The sequence below is a fragment of the Methylobacterium sp. SD274 genome (genome assembly GCF_017355285.1).
Taxonomy (GTDB): domain Bacteria; phylum Pseudomonadota; class Alphaproteobacteria; order Rhizobiales; family Beijerinckiaceae; genus Methylobacterium.
Genome location: NZ_JADIJP010000001.1, coordinates 43,929 through 60,204, shown reverse-complemented (window position 1 = coordinate 60,204; position 16,276 = coordinate 43,929). Strand labels below are relative to the sequence as shown.

At 66.1% G+C, this 16,276-nt stretch carries 13 protein-coding genes; 9 read left to right on the top strand and 4 right to left on the bottom strand.

All coding sequences use genetic code 11. The features are described from left to right. Window positions 1-55 precede the first annotated feature (55 nt). The 8 genes from IPV08_RS00285 (at window position 56) to IPV08_RS00250 (ending at window position 11,797) form a co-directional block, all read left to right on the top strand. Window positions 56-1,348 (top strand): MFS transporter, encoded by a 1,293-nt coding sequence (locus IPV08_RS00285; RefSeq protein ID WP_056423520.1) that lies wholly within the window; start codon window positions 56-58, stop codon window positions 1,346-1,348. A 315-nt stretch (window positions 1,349-1,663) separates the two neighbouring features. Next, window positions 1,664-2,887, top strand: a complete 1,224-nt coding sequence (locus tag IPV08_RS00280) for a CoA transferase (protein WP_207409919.1) — start codon at window positions 1,664-1,666, stop codon at window positions 2,885-2,887. 140 nt (window positions 2,888-3,027) lie between these two features. Next, window positions 3,028-3,780: a type I methionyl aminopeptidase gene (gene map / locus IPV08_RS00275; RefSeq protein ID WP_207409918.1), complete on the top strand. Its 753-nt coding sequence runs from the start codon at window positions 3,028-3,030 to the stop codon at window positions 3,778-3,780. Window positions 3,781-4,114: 334 nt separating this feature from the next. After that, window positions 4,115-5,353 carry an MFS transporter gene (locus tag IPV08_RS00270; protein WP_207409917.1) on the top strand — a complete coding sequence of 413 codons (1,239 nt, stop codon included), beginning with the start codon at window positions 4,115-4,117 and terminating at the stop codon, window positions 5,351-5,353. Beyond that, window positions 5,350-6,063 carry a siderophore-iron reductase FhuF gene (gene fhuF / locus IPV08_RS00265; RefSeq protein WP_207409916.1) on the top strand — a complete coding sequence of 238 codons (714 nt, stop codon included), beginning with the start codon at window positions 5,350-5,352 and terminating at the stop codon, window positions 6,061-6,063. Before IPV08_RS00270 ends, fhuF begins: the two co-directional genes overlap by 4 nt. Next, window positions 6,057-7,838: an ABC transporter ATP-binding protein gene (locus IPV08_RS00260; RefSeq protein ID WP_207409915.1), complete on the top strand. Its 1,782-nt coding sequence runs from the start codon at window positions 6,057-6,059 to the stop codon at window positions 7,836-7,838. Before fhuF ends, IPV08_RS00260 begins: the two co-directional genes overlap by 7 nt. A gap of 677 nt (window positions 7,839-8,515) precedes the next feature. Then, entirely contained in the window at window positions 8,516-8,767 is a 252-nt protein-coding gene (locus IPV08_RS00255) for a hypothetical protein (RefSeq protein ID WP_207409914.1), read from the top strand. 297 nt (window positions 8,768-9,064) lie between these two features. Then, window positions 9,065-11,797 (top strand): EAL domain-containing protein, encoded by a 2,733-nt coding sequence (locus tag IPV08_RS00250; protein ID WP_348646050.1) that lies wholly within the window; start codon window positions 9,065-9,067, stop codon window positions 11,795-11,797. 129 nt (window positions 11,798-11,926) lie between these two features. Here IPV08_RS00250 and IPV08_RS00245 read toward each other — a convergent pair whose 3' ends face one another. After that, a complete protein-coding gene (locus IPV08_RS00245) occupies window positions 11,927-12,115 on the bottom strand; it encodes a hypothetical protein (RefSeq protein WP_156467658.1) in 189 nt (62 codons plus the stop codon). A 302-nt stretch (window positions 12,116-12,417) separates the two neighbouring features. Between IPV08_RS00245 and IPV08_RS00240 the strand changes: the two genes are divergently transcribed. Then, a complete protein-coding gene (locus IPV08_RS00240) occupies window positions 12,418-13,485 on the top strand; it encodes a spore photoproduct lyase family protein (RefSeq protein WP_207409913.1) in 1,068 nt (355 codons plus the stop codon). Between the two features lie 40 nt (window positions 13,486-13,525). Here IPV08_RS00240 and IPV08_RS00235 read toward each other — a convergent pair whose 3' ends face one another. The 3 genes from IPV08_RS00235 to IPV08_RS00225 all read right to left on the bottom strand — a co-directional run bounded on the left by IPV08_RS00235 (window position 13,526) and on the right by IPV08_RS00225 (window position 16,258). Beyond that, entirely contained in the window at window positions 13,526-14,209 is a 684-nt protein-coding gene (locus tag IPV08_RS00235) for a class I SAM-dependent methyltransferase (RefSeq protein ID WP_207409912.1), read from the bottom strand. Between the two features lie 61 nt (window positions 14,210-14,270). Further along, window positions 14,271-15,344 carry a glycosyltransferase gene (locus IPV08_RS00230; RefSeq protein WP_207409911.1) on the bottom strand — a complete coding sequence of 358 codons (1,074 nt, stop codon included), beginning with the start codon at window positions 15,342-15,344 and terminating at the stop codon, window positions 14,271-14,273. Further along, window positions 15,341-16,258, bottom strand: coding sequence for a galactosyltransferase-related protein (locus IPV08_RS00225; RefSeq protein ID WP_207409910.1), 918 nt, complete (start codon window positions 16,256-16,258; stop codon window positions 15,341-15,343). The genes IPV08_RS00230 and IPV08_RS00225 overlap by 4 nt, the downstream gene beginning before the upstream one ends. Window positions 16,259-16,276: the final 18 nt, after the last annotated feature.

The following is a 16,276-nucleotide window of genomic DNA, read 5'->3' as shown; positions in this document are numbered from 1 at the left end:
AAACAACCGGTGATCAAACCGGGGCGGGTGGCGCGCTCAACCCGAGGAAACCCCGATGACGCCAGCCAAAAGACGCGTCTCAGCGTCGAACATGGTGCTGTTCCTGCTCTGCCTGATGTATTTCGTCACCTATCTCGACCGGGTGAACATCGCCACGGCGGGCGGCGAGATCATGAAAGATCTCGGGATGTCGAACACTCAGTTCGGCCTGATCCTGTCCGCCTTCGCCTATCCCTATGCCATCTTCCAAGTCATCGGCGGCTCGGTAGGTGACAAGTTCGGCGCGAGGCGTACGCTCCTCGTCTGCGGCCTGATCTGGGCCTCGGCGACGATCCTGACCGGAATGGTGGGCGGCCTCATCAGCCTGTTCCTCGCCCGGGTGCTCCTCGGCTTCGGTGAGGGAGCCACCTTCCCCACCGCCACCCGCGCCATGCAGAACTGGACCGCGCCGGGCAAGCGTGGCTTCGCGCAGGGCATCACGCATGCCTTCGCGCGACTGGGCAACGCGGTGGCGCCGCCCATCGTGGCCTTCCTGATCTACCAGTTCGGCTGGCGCCTCGGCTTCGTCATCCTAGGCGTGGCGAGCTTCGCCTGGGTCGTCGTCTGGTTCTGGTACTTTCGCGACGATCCGAAAGAACACCCGGCGATCACCCCGGAGGAACTCGCGGTCCTGCCACCTCCGAGCAAGGTCGGCGCCAAGCAGAACGTGCCTTGGGGCCGCCTCACCCGGCGCATGCTGCCGGTGACGCTGACCTATTTCTGTTACGGCTGGACCCTGTGGCTGTTCCTCGGCTGGCTCCCGAGCTTCTTCAAGCTCAATTATGGGCTCGATCTGAAGAACTCGGCCCTGTTCGCGTCGGGCGTGTTCTTCGCGGGCGTCGTCGGCGACACCCTGGGCGGCGTGTTCAGCGACCGCATCCTGAAGCGCACCGGCGATCTCAAGCTCGCCCGGCTCAGCGTCATCGTGGTCGGCTTCCTCGGCGCGGCGGCGAGCCTCACCGGCGTGTTCTTCACCAGGGACCTGACCTTGGTGGCGTTGCTGCTCAGCTCCGGCTTCTTCTTCGCCGAACTGGTTATCGGCCCGATCTGGTCGGTGCCGATGGACATCGCACCGAAATATTCGGGCACGGCGGCGGGCCTCATGAACACAGGCTCGGCGGTGGCGGCGATCATCTCGCCGATCGTATTCGGAATGATCGTGGACATGACGGGGAGCTGGACCCTGCCCTTCGTCGGCTCCATCGGCCTCTGCCTCCTGGGCGCGGGCCTCGCCTTCACCATGCACCCGGAACGGCCGTTCGAAGAGGAACCGGTGGTACCGCTCGGGCGGGCCGTGCCGGCGGAGTAGTGCGATCCTAACTTCGCCGACTCGAGCCGAAGCGAGAGCGCATTCCCCTCTCCCCGCACGCGGGGAGAGGGTCACAGGCACCCCGTCGTGCCTGTGACGAGCGGAGCGAGGGTGAGGGGGCGTCGCCGGACGAGACTCCCCCGGAACCGCCCCCTCACCTTCGGCTGCCGCCTAGCCGCGCCGACGACGAGGTCGTCGCGGCCCTCTCCCCGCAAGCGGGGCGAGGAGATGCTCACGGCGATTCGTGTCCTCCTCGCGTAACGCCACCACCGGCGGGCTACGCCCGGCCCCAGCGCAAAACAGGAAACGAGCACGATGGATCACTCCGTGCACGATGGCCCCCGTCCCCTCCCCCTCGCGGGCATCCGGGTTCTCGACGTGACGCAGGTGATGGCGGGGCCGTTCTGCAGCATGCTGCTCGCCGATCTCGGAGCGGATGTCATCAAGATCGAGCCGCCGGGCACGGGCGACCAGACGCGCGGCGCCATGGGGTTCAAGATGAAGGGGCCCGACAGCATGGGCTTCCTCAACATGAACCGGAACAAGCGCAGCGTTGCCCTGAACCTCAAATCCGATGCGGGGCGTGACCTTCTTCTCGATATGGCCGCCACTGCGGACGTGCTGGTCGAGAATTACCGGCCCGGCGTGATGGCGCGCCTCGGCCTTGGATACGAGGCGATGCGCGCCCGCAATCCAGGACTCATCTATGCGAGCATCTCGGGCTTCGGCCAGTCGGGCCCCTGGGCGAAGCGCCCCGGCTACGACCTGATGGCGCAGGCGATGTCGGGGGTGATGAGCGTGACCGGCCATCCAGGCGGCCCGCCGGTCAAGGCCGGCGTGCCGGTCGCCGATATCGGCTGCGCGTTGTTCACCGTCTACGCAATCCTTTCCGCCTATATCGGCCGGCAGGCCAGCGGCGAGGGCCAGTATATCGATGCCTCGCTCTTCGACGCGGCCTTGGCCTTCTCGATCTGGGACGTGTCGGAATATTGGGGGACGGGCCGGATCCCGCAGCCGCTCGGCACCTCCAACCGCATGAGCGCCCCCTACCAGGCGGTGCGCGCCTCCGATGGCTACTTCGTCATGGGGGCCACGAACCAGAAGCTCTGGCGCCTACTCTGTGATGTACTCGGCCGCGCCGAACTCTTCGAGGATAGCCGCTTCGTCGACATTCCCGCGCGGCTCGCCAACCGCGAGGAACTGATCGAGGAGTTGGAGCGGAGCTTTGCCGCCAGGACCGCCGAGGAATGGGTGTCCCTGCTCCTCGAAGCCGGCATTCCGGCCGGCCGCATGAACACCTATCCGGAAGCGTTCGAGAGCGAGCATGGCCGTCACCGGGAGATGCGCATCGAGGTACCCCATCCGATCGAGGGCACGGTGCCGAATATCGGTTTCCCCGTGAAGCTCACCGGCACGCCGCAACGCGCCCGCAGGCACGCGCCGCTTCTCGGCGAGCATACCGAGGACGTGCTCTCGGAATTCGGCCTCTCGACGGAGGAGATCGCGGCCCTGCGCTCGCGCGGCGCTTTCGCCGCCTGAGCGGGGTGCCGGCCCTCATATGCATATCGGACCCGTGTGAGGTGATTTGCGTGTGGGGCAACCCAGGCTTTGCCGGGCTCGCGGAGAATGGCAGAACCGCGCGGGCGGAGCCGCCTCCGGTGCCATGAAGGAAAGACGACATGACGGTGTCGAACGACGACGAGCTTGCCGGCCTGAAGCAGATCGGGCGCATCGTCGCCGACACCCTCGAGGCGATGGGTAAGGCCATCGAGCCCGGCATGACCACCCGCGAACTCGACGGGATCGGGCGGCGGATCATGGAGGCGGCCGGAGCTCGCCCGGCACCGGAACTGGTCTACGCCTTTCCCGGAGCCACCTGCATCAGCGTCAACGAGGAGATCGCGCACGGCATTCCCGGCGACCGCAGGATCAATCCGGGCGATCTCGTCAATATCGACGTGTCCGCCGAGAAAGACGGCTACTTCGCCGATACGGGCGCGTCCTTCGCCGTGCCGCCGGTGACGCGGGCGGTGGAGCGACTGTGCAGGGACGGGCGCCGGGCGATGTGGACGGGATTGCGCCAGGTCGGCGCCGGCAAGCCCCTGGCCGATATCGGACGGGCCGTCGGGGCCTTCGCGCGGAAGAACGGCTACACCCTGGTCCGCAACCTCGCGAGCCACGGCGTGGGACTGTCATTGCACGAGGAGCCGACCGAGATCGCCACCTGGCCCGACGCCTCCGAGCGACGGATCATGCAGGAGGGGCTGGTCTTTACCGTCGAGCCGTTCCTGTCCCTCGGCGCGGAGTTCGCCGAGGATGGCGACGATCCCTGGACCCTTTACAGCCAGCCGAAGGCCCTCACCGTGCAATACGAGCATACGGTCATCGCCTCGCGCAGCGGGCCGCTCATCCTCACCATGCCGGGGCAATAGAAGCCAGACGCAGAGCAAGAGAAGCGAAGGCCGGCGGCACTGCGTCCAAACGGACCTTGCATGAAGACCGGACACGTCATAATCCCAAAGAAAGTCCAATGTTTACAGTAGATTAGACTGTTTAAAAACTATACTCGCCGCGTGAAGCAGGGAGGCTCCGGATGCCCGAAGGGAGGCCCTGTCACGTCGCGCACCGGTTCGCGGATCGATCGCCGCGTCATTCGAGGCCGGTAAAGTGCCTTTTCGGAGAAGCCGGCGTGTCCGGCGCAGGAGGATGGTTCCTAGGGTTCATGCCTATCCTCGACGGGCAACCGGGCCGGGTGGCGCGGATCGCATGAGCGGGATCTGGTTCGAGGGAGCGTCCAGAGGGTGGCGCCGGGCGCGGCCCCTGCTGCCGTTCTTCAGCCTCTACATCACCTTCGGGACCACGCTCGGCTTCCTGGCCAGCGGCGCCCCGCTGATCCTGCGGGCACGCGGCGTCGAACTCGCCGAAATCGGGCTGTTGCAACTCATCAACTTGCCCGTCGGTCTGACGTTTCTCTGGGCCGTCGCCATCGACAGGCTGCGCCTGCCCGGCCTGCCGCATCGCATCGGCTGGATCGCGCTGATGCAGGGCGCGACCATCGCATTGCTGCTGGTGCTGAGCCTGGGCGAGGCGTGGCCGCTCGGTCTCCTCCTCGGCCTCGCGGTGGCGACCTGCTTCTGCGTCGCCACCATGGACATCGCCCTCGAAGCTTTGGTGGTCGAGACGGTGCCGGCGGACCGGCGGCCCTTCGTGGCGTCGGCCAAACTCTCCGGTGCGTCGCTGGGCGGAATCGCCGGCGCGGGGCTACTGGTCGGGTACTACGATACGGTCGGCTGGCAGGCCGCCGTGCTGGGCATCGCCGGCCTCAACCTCCTCTGCCTGCTGCCGATGCTGCGCTACCCGGAAGTCCGGCTCCGCCGAGATGCCGCTGAAGCGGAGCGCGTGGCAGCCCCGTTCGAACGCCTGCGCCTCCTGGCGCCACGCATCCTGGTCCTGGGCCTGTATTTCGCCGCCATGTTCGCCCTCTCCGGCCTGAACAACCTCGCCCTGCTGGATCTCGGGGCGCCGTTGCGGGAGGTCGGATTCGTCACCGGTTCTCTCTCGCCTGTCATCAACCTCGTCATGGCCCTGGTCTCGGGCGTCCTAGTGCGACGGGTCGGGACCCTGCGGCTCATCACGGTCTCCGCGCTGGGCGTGATCGCCGGCGGCGGGTTGATGATTGCCAGCGCTGCCATCGGTTCGGCCACGCTCGCCATAGCCGCGACGATCCTCGGAATCGTCGGCGGCGGAGGGCTCGGAGTGCCGGTGTTCAACATGATCTATCGCTGGGCGCAGGGGCCTCGCCCCGCCACCGATTACGCGCTCCTGTTCGGGGCGGCATTCTTTGCCGCGATGCCCCTGCGCGTCGCCGCGCCGGCGCTCGCGGCGCATGTGGGCTGGCCGGGCTACTTTACCGCCGCGATCCTGTTCTACACCGTCGCCTTCGCCGCTCTGCGCGCGACGATTCGCCGGACCCTCGATGCCGATCGGGTCGCGGGGGTCGCATGATCGATCAACTCGCCGCCCTGGTTCCACCGTCGCTGTCGGCCTTCGGCTGCCGGATCGCCACGGCGCCGTCCGGGTCCGGCACCCGGCCGCTCTCGATCCTCACCAGCAAGGCCAGGTTCGACGAGGTGGTGGACGGGTTCGGCAGGGCATCAGGCGAAGGCTTCGAGACCGCCGACCGCCGCGCCCTCGTCTCGCTCTGGACGCAGTACTACCTCCCCGCCCTGATCATCCCCTACTTCACCGCGCTCAGCCGCCTCGGCCGTGCCCTGCCGATCGGGTTCGACCAGGTCGGCTTCGAACTCGACGAGAACGGCATCGTCTCCCGCTTCATCGTGGCGGAGGAGGACGACCGGCGCGCAGGCCCGGAGCCCGGGCTCGATCCCCTGATCGAAGAGCATCTGCGACCGTTCTTCGACCTGTGCCAGACTCATTACGGCCTCTCCCGCCATGTCCTCTGGTGCAATGCCGGCGTGACCGCCGATTTCGCCCTGCGCGAGTTGAGCCGTGACGCGGTTCCGGCCTTCTCGCGGGCCGAAGCGTGCCTCGGCCGTTGCGGTGGCGATGCGTTCGGCCGCTGCCCGCTGGCCCAGGCTTTCCGAGGCGGCGAGGAGCGGCGGCGGCGGGTTTGCTGTATGCGCTACCGCATACCCGGCGTCCCTTCCTGCGGTGCCCTCTGCCCCGTCGATCACCTGACGAAAGCATCATGCTGAAGGACTTCCTCGCTTATTACCGCCCGCACCGGACCCTGTTCCTTGTCGATTTCGGCTGCGCGGTCCTGTCGGGCCTGCTCGAACTGGGCTTCCCCATGGCCGTGAAGGCCTTCGTCGATGTGCTGCTGCCACGGCAGGATTGGCAGTTGATCGTGCTCGCCGCCCTCGGCCTCGGCCTGATCTACGTGGCCAATGCCGGCCTCATGGTGGTGGTGACCTATTGGGGGCACGTGCTCGGCATCAATATCGAGACGGAGATGCGTCGCCGTGCCTTCGACCATCTGCAGAAGCTCTCGTTCCGCTATTTCGACAATCAGAAGACCGGCCACCTCGTGGCCCGCGTCACCAAGGATTTGGAGGAGATCGGCGAAGTCGCCCATCACGGCCCGGAGGACCTCTTCATCGCGGTGATGACCTTGGTGGGCGCCTTCGCGCTGATGGTCTACGTCCACCCGCCGCTGGCCTTCCTGACCGCCGCCATCCTTCCGGTGATCGCCTTCGTCACCCTCCGCTACGGCGGTCGCATGACGCGGAACTGGCAGACGCAATACGGTCGTGTCGCCGCCTTCAATGCCCGGATCGAGGAGAATGTCGGCGGCATCCGCGTGGTGCAGGCTTTCGCCAACGAGCCGCACGAGCGGCGCCTGTTCGCCTCCGACAACCGGAAGTACCGCGAGACCAAGCTCGAAGCCTACCGGATCATGGCGGCCAGCCTGTCGATCAATTATCTCGGCATGCGGCTCGTCCAGATCGTCGTGCTGCTGGGCGGCGCGGCCTTCGTCGTGCGCGGCGAGCTCTCGCCCGGTGGGTTCATCGGGTTCCTGCTGCTGGTGGGCGTCTTCTACAGGCCGCTCGAGAAGATCGGCGCCGTCGTGGAGACCTACCCGAAGGGGGTCGCGGGCTTCCGGCGCTACGCCGAGCTGCTCGCCACCGAACCCGACATCGTCGACCGCCCCGGCGCCGTCTCCGTGCCGGCGCTGAAGGGCGACATCCGCTTCGAGGAGGTGAGTTTCGGCTACACCGCCGGCCGGCCCGTCCTGTCGGGGCTCGATCTTGACATCGCGGCCGGGGAGACCGTCGCTTTCGTCGGCCCGTCCGGGGCCGGCAAGACGACGTTGTGCTCCCTCATTCCGCGGTTTTACGAGGTAGAGAGCGGGCGCATCACCGTCGACGGCATCGACATCCGCGACCTCACCCTGGCCTCCCTGCGCCGGCAGATCGGCATCGTGCAGCAGGACGTCTTCCTGTTCGCGGGCACGATCCGCGAGAACATCGCCTATGGCCGGCTCGACGCCACCGAGGCGGAGATCGCGCAGGCCGCGGAGCGGGCCAAGCTCACCGCCCTGATCGAGGGCCTGCCCAACGGCCTCGACACCGTCGTCGGCGAACGCGGCGTCAAACTCTCGGGTGGCCAGAAACAGCGCCTCGCCATTGCCCGCGTGTTTCTCAAGAATCCGCCGATCCTGATCCTGGATGAGGCCACCTCGGCCCTCGACAGCGAGACCGAACAGGCGATCCAGGGCTCCCTCGTGGAACTCTCCGAGGGCCGCACCACCCTCGTCATCGCCCACCGGCTTGCCACGATCCGCAAGGCGGACCGGATCGTCGTGGTCGGCCCGGATGGCATCGTGGAGCAGGGACGGCACGAGGCGCTTCTCTCGGCGAACGGGGCATACCGACGCCTCTACAATGCGCAATTCGCCCAGGCCGACGATGCGGCGGACCGGGTGCGGATGACCGCCCGGAATGGCATTCTGGAGAACGCTATGCCGTGACCCCGAGGGCCGGCGCGTCCTTTCGGATCGGCTCTGCCGTTCTGACGCCCCCTTCCCTGGCAATGGCACGAACCAAATGCAGGGACGTCAGGACGCCATTCAAGAGATGCCATCGCGCCACAAAGGCGGATGCTCGGCTTCTTGCTCCAACACAGTCGCTGAGCGCCGACAACTTCCTGTTCTAGACCGCGCCTTCAACCGGCAAAGAACGTGGCGCGTGCCATCCCATGGACCGGACCGGAATTGCATCCGAGCCGGCCCATGAATCCCGTCTCGACCGGGATGACCGATGCGAAACGCTTCATTTCGGTCGGCCGGTAGGCGCGCGAGAACAACAGCATCGTGGATACGACCGTGTCCGCGACAGTGGAACCGATGCGTTTCGGGCTCCGGGCTCGATTCTTCCTCGCCACGCCCTTGAAGCGACGCATAACGATGCGCGGAGCGGGGATTTCGACGCCCGAACGAGAAGGTCGTCTGCGTAACGACGCTCGTATCGACTACATCAATGGATGAATGTATAGTTAATCACTAGGTTTCGCTAACTATCATTCGTGATTCTGCTTGAAAAAATGCGAGTTCACCATGCGTAATCCCCTCGCCATGTGAGGATCATTACGATGAAGCCATGCATTCCCGCCCTGGTCGCTATCTGCAGTTTGGCATCGGTGCCTGCGATGGCCTTTCCCATCGCCTCAAATCTTGCGAGTGAGGCTCCGGTGCTGGGCGTTGCCGGAGGCTGCGGCCCGGGAGCGTGGCGTGGCCCATGGGGCCATTGCCGCTCGACGCCTTATGTCGGACGCCTGCCGGGCGGCTGGTATCAGGCACGGGCCGGCAATGGCTGCCCTCCCGGTTACTGGCGCGGGCCGTGGGGGCATTGTCGCAACACGCCCTATCACGGCCGCCTGCCCGGTGGCGGCTGGAAGTAGCGGGTCCGGTTTCCCGAAGCCTGGGGCAAGGCTCGCTCTCCGTGAGCACCGGTCGCCGGCACCCGGCATCTGAACAGGTCGGCGGCGAGCCAGGAAGTCGCGGCTTTATTGAGGAAATCCCCGTCTCGATCAGACCTCTATTATAACTTAAGGCAAAAGTTCCGAGTTTTTTAAACCGTACCCCGGCAGGCTCGCCCCTAATTGGCGAAAGGCTGTCGTTGGATGTATCGTGCATTTTTGTGCATGACCGAGGAGCATCACTGGTGGGTCGTACCACTGGCCATCCTCGTATGTTGGGTGTCGAGTCACACCGCTCTGCGGCTCGTTCGCCACGTCTTTCGAAGCCAGGGCTTCGAGACATGGGCCTGGCTGTTCGCGGCTGGTTTCTCGGCCGGTGCCGGCATGTGGAGCACCCACTTCATCGGGATGCTCGGCTATGATCCAGGCCTCGCGACCGGCTACGATCTGACGCTCACCCTCGTTTCCCTTCTCGTCGGCATCCTCGGTTCGCTGGTGGCGCTCGCCTTGTCCCGATGGAGCGCAGCCCCCGCGGTGGCTGTCGCGGCCGCGGTGATCCTGGGCATCAGCATGACGGGGATGCATCTCGCGGGGATGGCGAGCCTGCAGGTCGCCGCTACCCCTGTGATGAACTGGCCGCTCCTCGCCACGGCGCTGCTCATCGGCTGGTCGCTGACGGCCATCGCCTTCGTGATTTTTGCACGCGACACGCTTCGATACGCCACCACCGTGGCGGCGACGCTCCTGACGATTTCCGTCGCGGGCGTGCATTTCGCCGCCATGGGCGCAGCCGAGCTGATCCCGAACATGGCCGCGCCCGAGATTGCGTCGAGCCTGCCGCGTTTCGCGCTGGCGTCGGGCATTGCCGCGACCATGCTGACGATTGTCGGTTTCGCGGGACTCGCCCTGTTCGTCGACCGCATGCGCCGGGCCAACCAAGCCTTGCGCACGAGCGAAGCCGCTTATCGGCTTCTCGCGGAGAACACCAAAGACGTCATCATCTGGTCCGACCTCGATACCATCCGCCGTTATGTCTCGCCCGCGTCGGTGGCGGTGCTCGGTTATCCTCCCGAAGACATCATCGGCACCCGGCCCATCGATTTCGTCCATCCCGAGGATGTCGCCCAACACCGACATGTTCTCTCCGACCTAGTCGAGGGCCGGATCGAGGGAGCCATCACGACCCAGCGCTATCGTCGGCAGGACGGCTCCTGGGTATGGATCGAAGCGTGCCTCAAGGTCACGCGCCTGCCCGGCTCGTCCAAGCCCATCGGCTACGTGTCGTCGTTACGCGACGTCACCGACCGCAAGGCCGCGGAAACGGCGTTACGATCCAGCGAAGAAAGGCTCGCTTTCGCCCTGGACAGCGGCAGCGACGGCCTTTGGGACTGGGACCTCCCGACGGGCAAGGTGTGGCTCTCGGACCGTTGGCAGAGCATGCTCGGCTACGAACCCGGTGAAATCGAGGGGCATATCGAGGCGTGCGAACAGCTAACGCATCCCGTCGATGTCGTGACCGTCCGCCGGCGCCTCCTCGACCATATCGGCGGGCGAACGCCGATTTTCGAATGCGAACTTCGCATGCGGAAGAAGGACGGGGGCCATACCTGGATCTTATCGCGCGGCAAGGTGGTGACACGCGACGCAACCGGACGCCCGCTGCGCATGGTCGGCACCCATATCGACATCGCGGAACGCAAGCATGCGGAACATCAGCTCGAACATCTGGCCACGCATGATGTGCTGACCGGCCTGCCCAACCGCGCGCTGTTCCGGGACCGGCTCGGCCGGGAAATGGACAATGCCCAACGACGCGGGCACATCTTCGCCGTCCTCGCCTGCGACCTCGACCGCTTCAAAGCGGTCAATGACAGCCTCGGCCATCCGGCAGGAGACAGCCTCCTTCGCGCCGTCGCCGAGCGGTTGACGTCGGTCATTCACGAGGGCGACACCGTTGCGCGATTGGGCGGCGACGAATTTGCCATCGTGCTGAGAGAACCCGATCTCCTTCAGACTGCCACCACCACGGCGCAGCAGGTGATCGAGGCGCTGCAATCGCCCTTCGACCTCGGCGGCCGCTCCGTCAGTGTCGGCGTCAGCATCGGCATCGCTGTCGGGCCGCAGGATGGCGGCGACCCGGATCAGTTGTTCAAGAATGCCGACATCGCCCTTTACCGCGCCAAGGCGGCCGGACGGAACACGTTCCGCTTCTATGAGCCCGGCATGGATGCGGCGATCGCCGCGCGCAACGTTCTCGAACTCGATCTGCGCGAAGCCGTGCGGCTGGGTCAGTTCGAATTGTACTATCAACCGATTATCGAGCTTGCCACCGACACGACCAGCGGCTTCGAGGCCCTGATGCGCTGGCGTCACCCCGTCAAAGGCTTGGTTTCGCCGGCTGATTTCATCCCATTGGCCGAGGAGACCGGCCTGATCGTTCCCCTCGGCAGCTGGGCCCTGCGGGAAGCCTGCCGCGAAGCGGCGGCTTGGCCAGGCGACCTCCGGGTGGCGGTGAACGTCTCGGCAGCGCAATTCACGACGCCCGGCCTGGAGCATTGCGTCGTATCGGCTTTGGCCGCGTCCGGTCTGAGGCCGGACCGCCTGGAGCTGGAGATCACCGAGAGCGTGCTCATCGGTGACGCGGACAGCGTGACGGCTTGCCTTCACCGGCTTCGTGAGCTCGGGATCCGCATCGCGCTGGACGATTTCGGCACCGGCTACTCATCCCTCAACTACCTGCGTCGATTTCCCTTCGACAAGATCAAGATCGACCGGTCGTTCGTTTCCGAGATCGCCGATGCGGACACCGCCGCCATCGTCCGCGCCATCGTCGGACTTGGCGGACGCATGGGAGCGAGCATCACGGCGGAAGGGGTCGAGAACGACGTTCAACTGTCCTGCATTCGTCGCGAAGGATGCACGGAAGCTCAGGGCTATCTTCTGAGCAGGCCCCTCCCGGCCTTGGAGGCGTTCGAGTTCGCATCCACCCGGAAACAAAGCGCTGCCGCTTGAATCTGGTCACGAACTCCCGGTGATGGATCGGTCTCTCCCCAGGGGAGTCAACGCAATAGGAGACTCGTCAGAAACGTCCTGTCCTGCCTGACCGCAAACCCAGGAGACTTCGCATCGGCCAAAGCGGCGTCAGCGGTCTTCACTCAGGATTCTCAAGGCGCAAATTTTCTGGTCGAGCGCGATCAGCATGTCGATGAGGGTGTAAGGCGCGGGTCCGCGATGCGCCATCTCCCGCGCAAGGGCCTGCTTTTCCAATTCCAGCTGATCGATGAGCGTGTCGAAGCAGATCATGCCCGAGATACGCGGCAACCAAGGCAATAGTTTCACCTCCCGTGACGGACGCGTCTTGAGCGCATGTTTCGACACCGCCGCAAAGAGGGCGAGGTTAATTATCTGTTAACGATAGGGTGGCCCTTCGGGCCCGGCGGCCAATCCCCGCCTCGGATTTCCGCCGCGCGACGTTCGCTCCCCCGCGATGGCCTGCCACTCGCCCGCTGGACTCGATCGAGCCCCGAAACACGGGCGGCGCGACGACCGGATCGACGGCGAGGGTCATCCCCTCCGGGCCCCAGAGCCCTATCTTACGTGACACGGGGCGAACGCGCGCCGCAGGATACCGCATGGCCCTTTCCCGCGACATTCTGGATATCAGGACGATCTACCACGAGCCTGCGGTTTCGAATTTCCCGCGCGGCCTCGCCATCCTCGACCGCTTCCCCGACGCCGAGCGGATCGAGGTGCCGTCGCACTGGAACATCCCCTCCCTGCACGGCAACGAAGGCTCGGCGGAGGACTGGCTGCGGATCAAGCGCTCGACCTTGGTGCTCGGGGTGAAGAAGGGCCTGACGATGCGGCCGAATGGGCGCAGCGCCCATTTCATCGCGCCCTCCACCTCGAATGGCTGCGCCATGGCCTGCGCCTATTGCTACGTCCCCCGTCGCAAGGGTTTCGCCAACCCGATCTCCCTCTTCGTCAATGTCGAGCAGGTCTGCGCCGCCATCGCCCGCCATGCCGCGCGCCAAGGACGGCTTCCCGAGCCGGATACGGTGGATGCCGACCATTGGGTCTACGATCTCGGCGAGAATGGCGATCTTTCCGTGGATGCGAGCCTATCGGACAACGTTCGCGACATGGTCGGGCTGTTCCGGGATCTCCCGAATGCCAAGGCCTCCTTCGCCACCAAGGCCGTGAACCGGGAACTGCTGACCTACGATCCACAGGGCAAGACCCGGATCCGCTTCTCCCTGATGCCCGAACGGATCGCAAAGGTGGTGGATGTGCGCACGGCCCCGATGCGTGAGCGCATCGCCGCCATCGACGACTTCGTGGCGGCAGGGTTCGAAGTCCATGTGAACTTCTCGCCGGTCATCCTCTACGAAGGCTGGGAGGCCGATTGGCGAGAACTGTTCACCGCCATCGATGACGGGATCGGGGCGGCGGCGAAGGCGCAGCTCAAGGCCGAGATCATCCTGCTCACGCACAATGCGGATCTCCATGCCGTCAACCTGAACTGGCATCCCCGCGCGGAGGACCTGCTCTGGCGGCCCGATATCCAGGAGGGAAAACGGTCACAGGGTGGCGGCGACAACCTGCGCTATCGAAGCGGCTGGAAAGGGCGGTGGATCGCGCGTTTCAAGGATCATCTGGCCGAGCTGATGCCCTATTGCCAAGTCCGCTATGCCTTCTGAAGCGATGGCGTCCGAGGTGCCGATGCACCCGGCCTAGGTTTCAGACCGGCTTGAGGAACTTGCACTTCCCCTCCTGCGACCAGGGCCCCTTTACGCTGGCTTCCGCGCAGAAGGCGTCGACCGCCCGCGTGACCCCGGGGAAGCTCCCGCCCAGGCGGTCATAATCGTCGGCGACGAACAGGCCGCCCGGGCGCAGAACCGGCCACCACGCCCGAAGGTCCGCCGCCACGGAAGACTCTTCGTGGCCGGCATCCAGATGGATGACGTCGGCAGCGACGTTGCGCAGGCGCATCAGTTCCGCAGCGTTCACCGAGTCCAGTGGAAGCGGTACGACCCGGTCCGCCAGCCCCTCGCGCAGGACATTGGCCAGGAAGCTCCGGTAAAGGCTCGGATAGCCGTGTTCGGTGGCGAGTTCGGCGAACAGACCCGAATCCGCCCAATGGTCGACGGCGCCGAGCCAGGTATCCACCGCGATGACGGTTCCCTCGACGCCATGCGCCGCCATGGTCCTGGCCAGATGCAGTGTGCTCGCGCCCTTCCAGGCTCCTATCTCCACGACCACGTGAGGCCGGAATTCGATGACGGCTTCGTCGAGATAGGGATGGACGCTGCGCCAGCCCTGGAGATCGAGGGGCCGCAGGTCATCCGGCGGGTCCGCGAAGGGATCGCGGCCGTGCCAGAGGGCGTCGATGACGGCGAGGCGGGTCCAGGGAATGGGGCTCATGGGCGGCTCACGATGAGGTTGCGCCCATCCTCGGGGCGGGCATCCGGAGGGGCGAGGGAACTCAGGGGTGCTTCACCTGCGCCTGCACTTGCGCCTGCGCGTAGAGGGCCTCGCAGCGTTCCAGCCAGAGATCGCGGGTGAACAGGCGCATGACACGGGCGTGCGGGACCTCGCGCGGGATCGTGAGGGCCTCACCGATCGCGACGGCGAGCGCAGAAATGTCGTCCGGCGGCACGAGATATCCGGCCTCGCCCACGACCTCCGCGGCGGCTCCCATCATGATCCCGGCCACCGGCACGCCGCAGGCCATGGCCTCGATCACCACGAGGCCGAAGGGCTCGTCCCAGCAGGGCGTGAACAGGAAGACGGAGGCGCGGCCGATCTCCTTCGCAAGCGTGTCGCCGCAGAGGTGGCCGCCGTAGCGGATGGCGCCGCCGAGCTGCGGGGCGACCCGCGCGTCCCAGTATTCCCGATCCTCGATCGGACCGAACAACGTCAGGGGGAGGCCGGCGCGCTGCGCCGCCGCGACGGCGAGATGAGTGCCCTTGATGGGCGCGATGCGCCCGGACCAGACGGCGCTGCCATCACCCCGATCACGATAAGGCCAGGCGCGAGGATCAATGCCGTTATGGAGGACGGACACATTCTCCGGTGGCGCACCGGGCCACCAGACCTTGCGCTGGGCCTCCGACGTGACGGTGATCCGATGTCCCGGCACGAGGCTCTCCTGCACGAACCAGCGCAGGGCGTCGTAGGGCGGGACGTGGAGCGACGTCACAGTCGGCACCGCCGCCAAGCGCCGACGCTCCAGGGGCAGGCGGCTCAGCGAGTTGTTGTGCAGCACGTCGAAGCCGCCGGCCGCGATCCGGTCGCAGGCAGCGGCGTAGCCGGCATCCACATGAGCCTTGAGCCCGGAATCGCCCCGGTGCTCCAGGCCGGGGAAGCTGCGCTCGTGATGCACCGGAATCACCGAATCGATCACGAAGCGCGGGTCGCTGTCCCCGGCGGCGAACAGCACCACCTCGTGTCCCCGCGCCATCAGCCCCTCGGCGAGGGTCCAGCAATGGGCTTCCATTCCACCCGCGAAGGGGGCCGCCACCGGATGGCGCAGATGGGCGAGGAGCGCGATCCTCACGCGGTGAGAGCCGTGGCCGACTGGGCTTCGAGGTATCGGATGACGGAGGCCGAATTGCTGTAGGGCTGATGGCTCTGCTGGCCGGTGAGTGCGAAATCACCGGGCTCCGGCCGGCGCAGGATGCGGATCGGCTGGTCGGGAGTGTCGTCGATCAGGCCCATCACCTTGAAGGCGTAGAGCCAGTGGCCCATCGTCCGGTAGCCCCACTTGGCCTCGAACAGTTCGGCGTTGCGCACCACACTGTCGAGATGGTGGACAGGTGGCATGTGGTGCGGATGGTACTGGTGATAGGCGAGGCCGCCCTTCATCCAGGCGATGGGAATCCCACCCTGGTCGAGGATCTTGCCGAAATCCGTGTCCTCGCCGCCATAGCCGGTATAGCGCTCGTCGAAGCCGCCGGTGGCCAGGAAGGTGGCGCGCCGGATAGCGAAATTGAGGGACCAGAAGCAGCGATAATCGGGACAGATTTCGAGGCCGGAGGCCGGGGGGCCCCGGCGGTCGGAATGCTTCTCCGCGACCGCTGCAAAATCCGCGATGGTCCAGTCGCCCGCAGTGGCGTGCTCGGGCAGGTGGAGCACCTCACCCATCAGCAGGCCGTCGAGTTCGGCGAGGCCTCTTGCATAGTCGGCGACGAGTTCGGGGGCCGGGATGCAGTCGACGTCGAGGAAGATCACCGCGTCCCCGCTGGCTTCCGCGACGCCCCGGTTGCGGGCCGCCGCCAGCGGCAGATCCGTACCCGGCACCAGGATCTGGCGGACCGGGAAGCCGACCTCGGGCAGGTCGTAGGGCATGTCCTGCATCACCGCGATGATGAACTCGGCGGGCCTCTGCGTCTGGCGCTCCAAGCCCCGCAGCACGTTGCGCAGGTGCGCGGGCCGTCCCTTGGCCAGGGTCACGACGGAAACGGTGGACATCGGTCGGTCTGGCTCCGG

Bases quoted from the DNA above. Each gene is read 5' to 3' on its own strand.
- IPV08_RS00225 (WP_207409910.1), bottom strand. From the start codon at position 16,258: ATGTCCACCGTTTCCGTCGTGACCCTGGCCAAGGGACGGCCCGCGCAC.
- IPV08_RS00285 (WP_056423520.1), top strand. From the start codon at position 56: ATGACGCCAGCCAAAAGACGCGTCTCAGCGTCGAACATGGTGCTGTTC.
- IPV08_RS00240 (WP_207409913.1), top strand. From the start codon at position 12,418: ATGGCCCTTTCCCGCGACATTCTGGATATCAGGACGATCTACCACGAG.
- IPV08_RS00255 (WP_207409914.1), top strand. From the start codon at position 8,516: ATGGCCTTTCCCATCGCCTCAAATCTTGCGAGTGAGGCTCCGGTGCTG.
- map (WP_207409918.1), top strand. From the start codon at position 3,028: ATGACGGTGTCGAACGACGACGAGCTTGCCGGCCTGAAGCAGATCGGG.
- fhuF (WP_207409916.1), top strand. From the start codon at position 5,350: ATGATCGATCAACTCGCCGCCCTGGTTCCACCGTCGCTGTCGGCCTTC.
- IPV08_RS00280 (WP_207409919.1), top strand. From the start codon at position 1,664: ATGGATCACTCCGTGCACGATGGCCCCCGTCCCCTCCCCCTCGCGGGC.
- IPV08_RS00270 (WP_207409917.1), top strand. From the start codon at position 4,115: ATGAGCGGGATCTGGTTCGAGGGAGCGTCCAGAGGGTGGCGCCGGGCG.
- IPV08_RS00260 (WP_207409915.1), top strand. From the start codon at position 6,057: ATGCTGAAGGACTTCCTCGCTTATTACCGCCCGCACCGGACCCTGTTC.
- IPV08_RS00235 (WP_207409912.1), bottom strand. From the start codon at position 14,209: ATGAGCCCCATTCCCTGGACCCGCCTCGCCGTCATCGACGCCCTCTGG.